Source organism: Pseudomonas sp. MIL19, from assembly GCF_028680365.1.
GTDB classification, from domain to species: Bacteria; Pseudomonadota; Gammaproteobacteria; order Pseudomonadales; family Pseudomonadaceae; genus Aquipseudomonas; species Aquipseudomonas spirodelae.
Genome location: NZ_JAPPVG010000052.1, coordinates 1 through 11,830, shown reverse-complemented (window position 1 = coordinate 11,830; position 11,830 = coordinate 1). Strand labels below are relative to the sequence as shown.

Here is an 11,830-nt window from a genome sequence, read left to right as displayed (position 1 = left end):
AATGAGTGTCCGGATCAGCGTGGAATCACTGTCCGGATGTGCGTGGAATGGGTGTCCGAGTCAGCGTGGAATCCGCAACCCAGCAGCAACATGCCGCTGAAGCGGGTCTTAAAATCAGCCGTGCCTTGCTGCATCAAGAACGCTGGCTGACACGTGATCTGAAGCAATTGGCCGGCTTGTCGAACGCAGACATTTTCTTTGGTCTTGCTTACGGCCTCCTCCGTGCCGATCTGACGCAACCGCTGTTCTCAAACACTGCATACGTAGACGCGGCACACGGCTCGCTTGAGCACATGAAGTTTATGGAGCTCTGATATGGCCGCGCTTAACAACAGCTACATCAGCCCGCGTCGCTACAAAGTCGATGGCTTGGTTGCCGGCAAAGACGGTCGAAGCTATGTAATTGCAAGCATCCATACCAAAGCACGGCAGGTAGTGCTGCTTGGGCCCCTGGGTGAGACGTACGTCTACCAGGACGATGAGTTTCGTAACAACGTTGCGGCGGGTGAGCTGAAGCTTGTTGTATGCAAGCAGAATGAGCGTGGTTTGGATGAAATTTTCGAACCTCGGCAGTTGAGTCGAACAGAAGAAAATTCGCGGGATGAACGAAAGCAATATATCGATATCATTCTGGAAAATATTGATAACTGTACATGGGATAACATCTACGAAGAAATTAAGAAAAAGTATTCTGGCCATCGAAAAATTCCGTCACGGCGGACTATTGAACGTATTTGGGCTATTTACAAGTCAGCGCTTTCGCCTAATTGTTTAGCGGCCAATTTTTCGCAACGTGGCGTCCACCATTCGTTGTCGATTGATCCCCATGTCGAAGAAATCATCTTAAATATTCTCGAAGAAAAATACTGCAATAGCTATAGTTTTAGTGTTCAGGATATTGTTAATGATATTAACAATAAGTGTGATGAAAAATCGGCTGAGTTAAATTTTGAACTTGGTGGTGTATCACGGCGCACGGTGAGTCGTTTTATCAGTGCACTCAATATTAAAAAGCTAAAGGGTCGCCTGAGCTCAAAAACTTTTCGTTCAATTATGCGCAATGCATTGAGTTATCTCGATGTGAAAGAACCGTACGCTCGTGTTGAAATCGACTCCACTGTGCTTGATATTTTTATTGTCGATGCACGTGGCAACGTCATTGGCACTCCAACGCTATACGCGATGATCGACACCGCTACTCTGACCATTGTTGGTATTTATCTGACGATTCAGCCCGCCAGTCAGGTCGGGGTTATGCAAACACTTCAGTTTGCATTTTCGCCAAAGGGCGAAGACTTCCGCAAGAAGCATGGCTGCATCCATGCATGGCCAGCGCCGGCGGATATTCGCACGCTTGTCATGGACAATGGTGCGGATTTCCATGGCCCGATGATCGTCAAAGCCGCTCGCTATCTTTCGATGTTGTTGGAGTATTGCGTCGCGGGCGCGCCCTACCAGAAGCCATTCATCGAGCGTTTATTCGGCACATTGAATACGACTTTGATCAACAAATTGCCTGGGGCCAAGTTCTCTCATGACAAGCGCGAACAACATGCGCTAGAGAATGCACAGAAATCGGCAAGCCTCACGCTAGAGGAATTGAATACCAGCATCATTCGGTGGGTTACGGACACCTATCACATCAAATTAAGCGGCAGGCTCTCCGATAAATTTGGGTACCCCTGCACGCCGATTGAAGCACTCGATATTTTGAGTCAGCAATATGTCGTGTTCCCAGCGCCCTCCGCTGATGAGCTTTTGGATGCGTGCCGTAATTATTTGGAATTGCCGCTAAATGTAACCCGTGATGGTATTAATTATAAGAAGCAGCAGTATCAAAGCGAGTATGTGTCAGCGCTATTTAAGACAAATTCTAAAGTAAAAGTGGATGCCTTTATTAATCCATTAGATTGCAGCCAGATTCATATTTTTGACGAGGATTCGAAGAGCTGGCTGGTGGTGCCGAACAAAAACACTTACATGCCTGCCATGAGTTTTGAACAAGCAAAGTATTACAGAAGTCAAAACTATCTGTCAGACCATGCTTTGTCGAAAGAGTCGCATGTGTTGAACCAGCTGAAAATTATCGATGACGCGAATGCCAAGAAGAGCAAAAAGGGCCGCATTAACAGCAACCGTAAAGCCGAGCGTGAGATCGAGCGCGCGGAGGCCTCGATCACTATAGCCGCTCAACAGCCGGCGGCAGAAGTGGCATTGGCATCCCCGGCTCACTTTGATAGCGCAGCAAAACCATATAGGAGAAAAAAATGATGACGAATATTGTAAAAAAAGTGGCGCGCTCTGAAAGCTTTTTCCATGGCCGGCTGAAGCAATCGTATGAGCGTGGTAGGCAAGTGATCGAGCAATCATTACTGGGTGAACGGCAGATTTTTCCGCTGTCCGGCCCGAGCCGTATTGGTAAGTTGGAGATTGCTCAAGCCTGGATGGAAGACTTTCCTAATCAGGAATTGGATGGTCGGCTTTGCAAGCCGTTAATCCGGGTGACTGCACCAGTGGAACCGAACCAGCGCTCTCTAACGTTGAGCATTATTCGTGGTTTAGACGGGCGTGTACTCGGTAAGTGCAGTACATCAGATATGTATGACCAGGCTCTGCGGCAACTAAATGTTGCCGGGGTCAGAACGATCATTATCGATGAGATCCAGCACCTTTCCGAGTACGGCAGTGCTCAAAAAGTGCGAGCTGCGGGGGACTTTCTGAAGGTGTTGAGTGATGAGCTGAACATTTCACTCATTCTTATGGGGTTACCGTCTGCCGGGCGCTTGCTTGAACTGAACGAGCAGTTGCGTGGCCGGTGCCTGACGACGGAGTTCATTTATCCCTATGCCTGGATCAGTGCCGAAGACCGCCAGCATTTTGCCGCGGGCATCGAGCTTATTGCCGAAGCGTACCGCGATCAAAACTGGTCAATTCAAGTTGAGGATGCAACAACCATCAAAGCGCTCTATGCCGCCAGTGTTGGGCGTTTCGGCATCCTAATTGATTTGTTCAGCCATGCTGAAACAGGTAATGACCGAAAGCTCATCGACGCGAAATGTCTGGCGAAGGCTTATGCCCACGCCGTCAACGAGAAGTATTTTTCTGACAATCCGTTTCTTTCCAGCACGGAAATCTCGGAGCGCGAGCTTAATGCCGCTTACGTGAAAGTGCTCAAGCAAGCCTACTTGCCAATTCCGAAGTTCTGAGGAGCACACGCGATGTCTTTCTTCCAGACCGTGCCCCTTACGCCCGGCGCAAGCTTGAACTCGCTGCTGATGCGCAAGGCAGAGCAGAATGGTTATGGCACGGCCCATGTGTTGCTGAGGGACGCTGGGCTGACGATGAAAGTCAGCTATTCGTTGGATGAGCTGGAGCAACTGAAAGCTTGCTTTGAACTGGCTAGCGATGAGCTGGCGTTGTGGCGCAATGCTGAAGGCCGCTACCTCGCACAGAAGAGTTTCTTGCGCCGGAGGCATTCGCCAGTCTGCCCTGCGTGCCTGATCGCCGACAAGGTAGCTCAGGGGGCATGGTCGCATGTGTTGGTAACAGCTTGTCATACCCATCAAACAGGCTTGATCAGTCAGTGTCCGCAATGTATGCGGCAGATTTTCCAAAGCCGACGTGAGCTGATGCGTTGTGATTGTGGCTATGACCTTCGCTGCGCGCCAGTTGCACCAGCCTCGTTGTTTGCTACAGAGCTTTCGGCCTTGATGGCTGGAGCTTCCTCGTCAGCTTGCAGGGCCTTGCCAGATGCGTTCAATCAGCTCGGTTACGAACCGCTTTTGCCTGAGCTCTTGGTTCTACTGGCTAAGGCACAGGGCCGATTAAGTGAGGGGCTTCCAGCCAAATTCCGCTTTGGCAGTAGCTCGTCCGTAGAGGACTCGGTGGCAATGGTGAGTTTCCTTGAATCGCTATTGGGCGAGTGGCCTCAGCGCTTTGATGCAACCCTCCAGAATCAACTTTCCAACGGCACAGGTGTCGGGCTGGCACAGCGAATCGGCTCTTGGTACCGCGAGCTTTTTAGTACTTATTCGGTGCCGAGCTTTGATTTCCTGCGAGATCGCTTCAAGGCTCTGATCGCCGAGCACTTCGATGGACGCCTGGGGCTCAGCACCCGCGCGATGATGTTCGGTGCCAATAGCGAGGATGCCTTGCAATGGTTCTCGGCAGCAGAGGCTGCGCGTCTACTGGGTGTTGCCCCCGATATCCTTGCCAACTTGGTAATCAACAAGGTGGTGGCGGGGAAAGTTCACCAAGAAGGCAAAAGCCGTTTCGTAGCGATTCACCGCACGACGCTCGATCAAATTGCGTCGCAGCGAGCTTCCTATCTCTCTGCTACTGAGGCACGGGAGCGCCTCAACGTTTCGAAGAATTTCTTTGAGCGGTTCATTCAGGCTGGAGGGTTGCGTCGCTACAAGCGCGACGAGCGTCCAGTACTAGTGGCGGGCGAGTTCCGGCTCGAAGACGTTGAACGGGTTATTAAGCTGCTTGTGGGGAGCGTCCGCAAAAACTCCAGAGCATCGCAATTAATTGGGCTTCAAGACATCTCCGAGAAACATGGCGTCTCTAACAGCAAGATCGTTGGAGTGTTGCAAGGCGTCCTACAAGGCACATTAAGGCCGGTCGCTCATGTCGGCTCGCTTGCTGGGCTTGCCGGTTTGCAGTTCGACAAGGCTGATATCGATCAGCGGGTTCGAGACAACAATCCTGACGTTGCGTTGAGCGTGGATGATCTTGCGCGGGTGTCTGGATGGAAAGCCGGGGTGATCAAAAAATGGATCCAAGGTAGATACTTGGGTGCGGTCGAAGAGACGCACGGAAAAGCAAAACGCGATGTTGTCCCGGTCTCAGCCCTGATCGAGTTTCTGCTGACTTACATGCCGACTTCTGAGCTTTCCAAGCAACTCGATACCAAAACCCAATACCTAATCCAATCATGGCGGCCAGCCAAGATCGAGATCCTTGTACCACCTCAGGAAGCGGGTGGGGGGCAGCGTGGATTGCTTGTGCGCAATGCAGACTTGGCGCGCGCCGCGCGACTACGAAAGCCGACGATCCGCGAGCTCGCCGAGCAGCTTGAGGAGGCACCATGCTGACGCTCTCTCAAAAAGCACGACTCGCTGATGCGCTGCTAGAGAACTATCCGGATGAGCTCATCACTGGTTATGTCACCGATGCCCGCATCGCGGCGGGCTGTTTAGTCGGGTCTGCATACAAAGCGTGGGGCTACGCCTTGGGCGAGCACATGATCTCCGGTGCGATCACAGAAATCATGCAGTACGAGCGGCGTTGGCTGATTAAGACGCGCGAACACGATTGCCTGATGATTGTGAATTTTGCGCGGGGTGGCCGTCAGTCCTTGTTACAACTCATTGACCTTTTTCAGACCGCACGCCTAGCGCAATCAGGCTGGTGTATCCATTAACAGCAGGAGTACTGAGATGAGAAAGCCAAATACCAAAATCAGTGTCGAGGCACTTAAATCCAGCGGAGAGAGTGCCTGGGTCGTAGATGTCGCAATCATCCATTCAGCCGGACAGCCATGGCACTGCGCATTAGTTCAAGACCTTAAGACTCAGCGAGTTTTGGGCTGGGCGACTGCACGGGATGCGGATCCGACGCTAGTAACGCGGGCAGTTGAGCGGGCTTGTACTCGGTCTGTCAGGACGCGGCCCACCAGCCTTTATCTCGACTCGGGCTATGCCAACTCCGCACCAAAGGTGATCTCCGAGCTGGCGTGCAAGGAGTTTCAGCTGCGCTTTATGGCCGGGAAGGAGCGGTCACTGCTCCAGCCTTTAGAAAATGTCTGGCGTGATCTTCAAGCTCGTTTCACTGCGGACGGTGCAGCCCCCACCAATGATGAGTGGATTGATTGAGGACAGAATAGTGGACGATCTGCACGCTGTGACGGACATGCTCTATGGCCCTGGTCAGCCGATGTCTGGCTCAGCAATGACTGACGAGGAAGCGTTGGCATATATGCAAAGCCTCCGTCTGATGGCGGGGTTCTGTTTAGTCCGAGACTGGATTTGGTTGGATTTCGATGTCACGGATGAACAACGGGCGCTGCTCGACAAAACTCGATGCCAGCCTGCGGTCATTTATGCGCACACCGTCATTTATGACTCCCAGCGGCGCTGGGATGTTGGTGATTTTGTCCGAACCTCCCCTCTTTTTTCTTTCGATGAGGGGTTCTTGTTTCAGACTTTTCGCACGTTCTATGTGTTGCTTGGCGATGGCGTGCGTAAACGCGCCGCTTTGGAGACTGTCGGGCGAATATTTTGATGGCGTGGGTCGGCGGTTGGGGAGTCGAACCGGTCTTCGCATAACACCGGATCGGTTAAAGGGCGGGACGACCCTGCCTCGCCCAATAGACCTGGAGTGATCGTGATGGATAAGCCGATTCAGACCGATGTCGATGTTCATTGCGCGGTGTGCGGCAGTAACACGCGCGTGCCGGGTTACGGCCAGCAAATTGGCACCTTGCATGCCCTGTGTGAGTCCTGCTTCTTTTCGACGTTGGCCTATCTGCGTCAGGAGCGACGTATCCACACCTTGTTTGATGACGAGCAACCGGCAGACGACCAGGTGTTTGGTCGGGTCGCGCGCGATGACTTTTTCGGTGAGTCGTAACTCACTTTCAACGCCATGGACATGATGATGCGTATCCATTTGCTGTCTGATCTGCACAACGAATTCAGAGTTTTTGACCCACCGGTGCTTGATGCTGGCGTGGTGATTTTGGCTGGCGATATCGATGTCAAAGCGCGGGGTGTGGCCTGGGCCAAGCAAGCTTTTTCAGGCCCGGTGTTGTATGTCCCCGGCAACCACGAATTTTATGGCGGCCATCTCACCTACACCTTAGCGAAGATGCGCGCGGCTCAGGATGATCGGGTTCGGGTACTGGATCGCGACGAACTAATCATTGCTGGCGTGCGGTTTCTCGGCGCAACGATGTGGACAGACTTTGCAGCGACCGGCAATCCGCCCATCGCCTCCCTCAGTGCGCAAAATGCCATGAACGATTTCCGGCAGATTCGCACGGAAAACTATCGGCGCATCCGGCCCGCTGACTTGGTAGAGCAGTCCGCAAAAACCCGCGATTGGTTACGCGCCAAGTTGGCGGAGCCTTTCGATGGCCGCACCGTGGTGATCACTCATCACGCCCCTACCCTGCGTTCGCTTGAGGACAACCCTCATGCTGGGGGCCACATGGATGCTGCGTATGCCAATCGCTGGGAAGACCTGATGGGGGGCGACCAGGTGGATCTGTGGGTTCACGGTCATTCGCACACAGCAGTCGACTATGAGGTCGCAGGTACGCGAGTTGTGTGCAATCCAAGAGGCTACCCAGGCGAAGATACGGGCTTCAATGCCAATCTGGTGCTAACGCTGTAGTCATGGAGGCGATCACTGTGAACACACAGACTGAGCCTGGTGCAGGCCTTCTGGCAGAAGCGTTCAACTACCCCTTCGGTGAACCGGTAACGGGATACCTTACTGATGCTGTGATCGTTTCATGCTGCGGTTTCGGCGTGATGTATCGGTATATCTGCCTTGCGTCGAGTTTCACCCCGCTGGTGGGTAGGGCGATCAATTCTGTTGGTATTTACCTAAAGTGTACTGAAATGCGTATTTTACCGTTTGTCGCCTGGGGTTGTGGGGCTATCCCAATACCTTAATGAAGGTATAAATTGAATGTAGGCGACTGTAGAATGCCGGCCAGTTTTTGATAGCCAACAACACAAGGGATGCCGCCGAGATGAAAAGATCTGAAGAGGCTAGCGTGCAGCACTCCGCAAAGCTTGCGAAGGGCAGCACAGATCAGCGCTCGAATGTGATCGGTCTTGCGCAATACAAGGAAAGGCAGGCAGTTGAAGAGTATCGAAGAGCTCTTCAGGTTGTGGTGGCTAACGCTCAGAAGGCCGACTGGTAACACGAAAAATTGAGTCAACGCTTCAAGGATCAGAAGATGTCTACCCCAGCACCCAAGGAACGACCTGCTGCCCATGGTGATACCCAATCGTCTTCGATGAGCATCCGTCAACGGATCGAAGGTAGACGCGCGGATGAAATTATCATTGCGTTTTGCGGCCCAGTTGGCTGCAATCTTGCTGATGTTATCCGCTCTACCCGTACTCAGTTTGAGGAGTACGGGTATACAACTGAACATATCAAAATAAGCGATATCATTAGAGCGCACTTCAGGGAGCACGGACTTCCAGCAGAGTTCGCAGAGTTATCGCTTGAAGTGTCGTCGGGCAAGGAGCGTTACACAACGCTTCAAGATCTGGGGAACGAGCTTAGGAAGAAATTTGACTCGCCAATTCTTGCGGCGTTGGCAATGCAGGACATTGCAGTCAAGCGTACGATTGCTAAGGGCCAAGGGCCCAAAGCACCTAAGACTGTTTACATCATTGATCAGCTCAAACACCCAGAGGAAGTTGAACTATTCAAGCTTGTTTATGGTGATATTTTTTATCTGATCGGTGTGTTGAGCCCGGAAAAAACACGCTTTAACCACCTCACGCGCACCGAAAGAATCCCTAAACATGAAGCGCAGTATTTGATAGATCGTGATCGGAACGAATTGAATGCTTCACATGGTCAAAAGCTAGAAAAAACGCTTCAGTGCGCTGATTACTTTATTCGTAACAATCAGGATTCGGTCTCCAATTTGGCTGCTCCTTGCCAACGTTTCGCGGCACTGGTGCATGGAAAAAATGGCATTACTCCGACTACCGATGAGTCGGGGATGTACGCTGCCTATTCCGCGTCATTGAAATCTGCGTGTCTAAGTAGACAAGTCGGAGCTGCCATCATTAACAAAGAAGGGAATGTCATTTCCCTTGGCTGGAATGATGTGCCGAAATTCGGTGGTGGCCTGTATACCTCGGACGTTCCAAACGATCAGAGATGTATCTACCACGGTGCCAAGTGTTACAACGACATCCATAAATCGCGTCTCATTGACGATATTGTAAATATCGTTAGCGCAAAAATTAGCGTTAGTAATGAGACAAAGGAGGAACTAGCTCGGCTTATTCAGAAGGAGACGAGAGCTGGTTCGATCATCGAGTTTTCACGTGCGATACACGCCGAAATGGAAGCAATTCTTGGCCTAGCACGCTCCCATGGTAACTCTACAGACTCATGCGTTCTATATACCACAACGTTCCCTTGCCATAACTGTGCACGGCATATTATTGCAGCAGGGATCAAGCGCGTGGTTTACATCGAGCCGTATGAGAAAAGCCTTGCGCTAGATTTGCATGAAGACGCAATCACCACCGATGCGGGGACGCCCGATAAAACTCTGTTCGAGACGTTTGCTGGTGTTCCGCCAAGTAAATATGCAGCTTTCTTCATGGCGAAGGGTGATAAAAAGAACAGTGCTGGTCAAGCTGTAGATATCATCAAAACAGATGCCCGACATATTGGGACTCAGTACCTTGATCCTTATGAAACAATCGAGGGAAAAGTTGTTCAAGATTTGCAGGCCAGGGTGGGAGAGCTGAATCCTGTGCTTTCCCTGCCGGGTGCTTCAGCATCCAGGCCTGTTTCAACAAGCGCATCGCTCTCGATTTCACCAGGTTCATTGCAAGCCAATGGCTCCCAACCACCAACACCCATTCCTGCTTCTTCCCCACCACCACCAGCGGCGGTGACTGTATCGGTAGATCCTGATCCCGGCCCGAGTGCAGCCTAAAACCTTCATTAGACAACGCACATAGAATACGTGCTTACCTAATGGAGGCTTTTAAGATGGGCATGACTAGTTTCGGGGGTATGCCAAATTCCCCATTAATGCTGTTGTCACAACTTACCCATCAGCAAGAATGTACAAGGAATTCTAATGCAATCCCCCGAACTCTCGCTGGCCGGAAAGTTAGATACTGGCCTGACCAAGGGTCTTTGCCTGTTGTTGGGCTGGTTGATCCATATTGCGATATGGCTGGTAGGTCTATTAGGCCTTGCTGGCCAAGCCATTCAGATCTTTGAATATGAAGAAGGTCTTGCAGACGTCTCCTGGCTTGAGTGGAGCTTTATGCTGCTTTTCGCTTTGCTACTCAGGCGGCATGTCCACTATTGCCGGAACTTTGGTGCTGGATTTTGGAGTGGAGTGAATCGGCTGCTGACTTTTCAGGGACGGCTGGTATGTCTGGGCCTAGGTATTTTCGGTTTTGCTGTTGGTTTTGAGCAGGAGCTAGGGACTTCAGTTGATCTGCTGAACACTGTTGCAGACCCTGTCACAGAGCTAGCTGCATTCGGATTTGTCCTTCTAGCGCTCTATTTGGCGGCACCTACCGCACTCACTGAAAGCGCGCGACCAATCACTGCTGCGCGCGTTGAGCCTGTGTTCACCAGCGTTGAAAAGGAAATCACTGAGTGAAAGCTTTTAACCTTGCGCTTTTTCTGCTGCTCGGCAGCGTGTCGGCTCCTTACGCATTGGCTGATGACGGCTCAAAGCATCTGATCAACAGCTGCCAGCAGTTGCTGAATGTTTATTCCAAACGCGATCAGCAGAACTTACTGGCTGGCATTACAACCTCAACCTCTGCTGCCCTGCGGGCTGGTTACTGCCTTGGTGTGCTTGATGAGTATCGGCGTAGTGGTAGTTTTTGCGCTCAGAGCGATTGGTACGCCCAAGCGGCACGTATTGCTGAGTATCCCGCGTACGCAGATGAGTTGCCGTCCGTAGACGCATTGTTGGAACAGTCCTGTGCGCTGTAACCCAAATCAATGGCCTGAGCACACGGTGGTGTTGGAGCGATTGCTTTGCCCACCACTATCGGGCCCGCTGTCTCAAAAGCAGTACGGAGCCCTTAGGGTCGCGCTTAACACGCTGGTTGAAGCGCTCGCGACTGGGACAGTAAAGGGGCGCGGTGCACTCAAAGCGACACTCCCGGCACTTATAAAAATGGAGCGCCATCGAACCGATGGCCCTGGTGCTTTTGGTAGTCGAGAGCATTGGTACCTCAACCCTATCGATGAGGTGCTGATCTGGAACGCAATCGTATTGCAGGGTCTGTTTGGCACACCCAAAATTTCGATCATGCTCATCAGAGATCCTTCGGAACGACAGGCCTATGTAGACTGGGCTAGGCAGCTGTTCCTAGATCGCCAATCTGTTGCAGGGCTGGGGCTGTTACGCCAAGAGCTAATCCTTCTGCTGGATCGCTTGGTCGAAGCGAATCTATCCACAGAAAAGCTGCCCAATCCATTTGCGGATGCATGGCCGCAAATGGGGCTTGGCCCACACCAGGGAAATCTGCTGAAAACTCTTGCTAGTCAGACAGCAGCGCTGTCAGTTGGCGACAGCATGATGGCCCACTATCTCAATGGTGAGCTTGAGCAAGCCTACGAGAGGGCCAATGGAGTGGTTACAGATAATGCCTTGATGCTGAAGTACCGCGATCTGATCATCAGTGAATATCAGGACGCTAAGGAATTTGACGACTTGTTGGATTTTCTTCGCTGATCAATTGGTTGTGGAATCCACACACCGAAACTGGTTCCGACACCACATACGGAGCCAGTCATGCACACCATTCAATCCATTCTTTCCAGTTGTCCTCACCAGGTCAGCGCCTGCTACCAAGCGAAAGCCCTGGGTATTGATCGATCCCTGCTATCGGGAACGCCTTTTACTGTACTAGGCGGCAAGCGTGTGCGTTGCCGTGAAGGTTTGCTGCGCTTCAAGCTCGGCAGTGAGTGGCGTTTGCTCTATCAAATCACCGCTACTGGCTACGGTAAGCGTCCGCCGAACTCACCTTGCGTGATTCAGGCAGGTACCCACTGATGCGGCAGCAGTTGGCCGATCTCACTC

15 protein-coding genes are annotated in these 11,830 nt (G+C 51.9%); all 15 read left to right on the top strand.

What is annotated here, in order from left to right:
* Positions 1-65 precede the first annotated feature (65 nt).
* Positions 66-314, top strand: a complete 249-nt coding sequence (locus N1078_RS18790; protein ID WP_274089612.1) for a hypothetical protein — start codon at positions 66-68, stop codon at positions 312-314.
* Between the two features lies 1 nt (position 315).
* Entirely contained in the window at positions 316-2,271 is a 1,956-nt protein-coding gene (locus tag N1078_RS18785; protein WP_274089611.1) for a transposase, read from the top strand.
* A complete protein-coding gene (locus tag N1078_RS18780) occupies positions 2,268-3,206 on the top strand; it encodes a TniB family NTP-binding protein (RefSeq protein WP_274089610.1) in 939 nt (312 codons plus the stop codon). Before N1078_RS18785 ends, N1078_RS18780 begins: the two co-directional genes overlap by 4 nt.
* A 12-nt stretch (positions 3,207-3,218) precedes the next feature.
* Positions 3,219-5,096, top strand: coding sequence for a TniQ family protein (locus tag N1078_RS18775; RefSeq protein ID WP_274089609.1), 1,878 nt, complete (start codon positions 3,219-3,221; stop codon positions 5,094-5,096).
* Positions 5,090-5,425, top strand: coding sequence for a hypothetical protein (locus tag N1078_RS18770; protein WP_274089608.1), 336 nt, complete (start codon positions 5,090-5,092; stop codon positions 5,423-5,425). Before N1078_RS18775 ends, N1078_RS18770 begins: the two co-directional genes overlap by 7 nt.
* Positions 5,426-5,441: 16 nt before the next feature.
* On the top strand, positions 5,442-5,876 hold the full coding sequence (locus N1078_RS18765; protein ID WP_274089607.1) for a hypothetical protein: 435 nt from the start codon (positions 5,442-5,444) through the stop codon (positions 5,874-5,876).
* Between the two features lie 10 nt (positions 5,877-5,886).
* The gene (locus tag N1078_RS18760; protein ID WP_274089606.1) at positions 5,887-6,285 is read left to right on the top strand and encodes a DUF6957 family protein; all 399 of its coding nucleotides are present in this window, start codon (positions 5,887-5,889) and stop codon (positions 6,283-6,285) included.
* A 105-nt stretch (positions 6,286-6,390) separates the two neighbouring features.
* A complete protein-coding gene (locus N1078_RS18755) occupies positions 6,391-6,633 on the top strand; it encodes a hypothetical protein (protein WP_274089605.1) in 243 nt (80 codons plus the stop codon).
* A gap of 27 nt (positions 6,634-6,660) precedes the next feature.
* Entirely contained in the window at positions 6,661-7,398 is a 738-nt protein-coding gene (locus tag N1078_RS18750; RefSeq protein WP_274089604.1) for a metallophosphoesterase, read from the top strand.
* 364 nt (positions 7,399-7,762) lie between these two features.
* Positions 7,763-7,936, top strand: a complete 174-nt coding sequence (locus N1078_RS18745; RefSeq protein WP_274089603.1) for a hypothetical protein — start codon at positions 7,763-7,765, stop codon at positions 7,934-7,936.
* Positions 7,937-7,972: 36 nt separating this feature from the next.
* Entirely contained in the window at positions 7,973-9,709 is a 1,737-nt protein-coding gene (locus N1078_RS18740) for an anti-phage dCTP deaminase (protein WP_274089602.1), read from the top strand.
* Positions 9,710-9,856: 147 nt separating this feature from the next.
* Positions 9,857-10,393, top strand: coding sequence for a hypothetical protein (locus N1078_RS18735; RefSeq protein WP_274089601.1), 537 nt, complete (start codon positions 9,857-9,859; stop codon positions 10,391-10,393).
* Complete coding sequence (locus N1078_RS18730; protein ID WP_274089600.1) at positions 10,390-10,734, top strand: hypothetical protein; 345 nt, start codon at positions 10,390-10,392, stop codon at positions 10,732-10,734. Before N1078_RS18735 ends, N1078_RS18730 begins: the two co-directional genes overlap by 4 nt.
* A 187-nt stretch (positions 10,735-10,921) precedes the next feature.
* On the top strand, positions 10,922-11,482 hold the full coding sequence (locus N1078_RS18725; RefSeq protein ID WP_274089599.1) for a hypothetical protein: 561 nt from the start codon (positions 10,922-10,924) through the stop codon (positions 11,480-11,482).
* A gap of 60 nt (positions 11,483-11,542) precedes the next feature.
* A complete protein-coding gene (locus N1078_RS18720) occupies positions 11,543-11,803 on the top strand; it encodes a ParE family toxin-like protein (RefSeq protein WP_274089598.1) in 261 nt (86 codons plus the stop codon).
* Positions 11,804-11,830: the final 27 nt, after the last annotated feature.

Coding starts and splice junctions, on each gene's coding strand:
- N1078_RS18720 (WP_274089598.1), top strand. CDS start 11,543: ATGCACACCATTCAATCCATTCTTTCCAGTTGTCCTCACCAGGTCAGC.
- N1078_RS18765 (WP_274089607.1), top strand. CDS start 5,442: ATGAGAAAGCCAAATACCAAAATCAGTGTCGAGGCACTTAAATCCAGC.
- N1078_RS18735 (WP_274089601.1), top strand. CDS start 9,857: ATGCAATCCCCCGAACTCTCGCTGGCCGGAAAGTTAGATACTGGCCTG.
- N1078_RS18750 (WP_274089604.1), top strand. CDS start 6,661: ATGCGTATCCATTTGCTGTCTGATCTGCACAACGAATTCAGAGTTTTT.
- N1078_RS18745 (WP_274089603.1), top strand. CDS start 7,763: ATGAAAAGATCTGAAGAGGCTAGCGTGCAGCACTCCGCAAAGCTTGCG.
- N1078_RS18725 (WP_274089599.1), top strand. CDS start 10,922: ATGGAGCGCCATCGAACCGATGGCCCTGGTGCTTTTGGTAGTCGAGAG.
- N1078_RS18775 (WP_274089609.1), top strand. CDS start 3,219: ATGTCTTTCTTCCAGACCGTGCCCCTTACGCCCGGCGCAAGCTTGAAC.
- N1078_RS18740 (WP_274089602.1), top strand. CDS start 7,973: ATGTCTACCCCAGCACCCAAGGAACGACCTGCTGCCCATGGTGATACC.
- N1078_RS18785 (WP_274089611.1), top strand. CDS start 316: ATGGCCGCGCTTAACAACAGCTACATCAGCCCGCGTCGCTACAAAGTC.
- N1078_RS18770 (WP_274089608.1), top strand. CDS start 5,090: ATGCTGACGCTCTCTCAAAAAGCACGACTCGCTGATGCGCTGCTAGAG.
- N1078_RS18780 (WP_274089610.1), top strand. CDS start 2,268: ATGATGACGAATATTGTAAAAAAAGTGGCGCGCTCTGAAAGCTTTTTC.
- N1078_RS18755 (WP_274089605.1), top strand. CDS start 6,391: ATGGATAAGCCGATTCAGACCGATGTCGATGTTCATTGCGCGGTGTGC.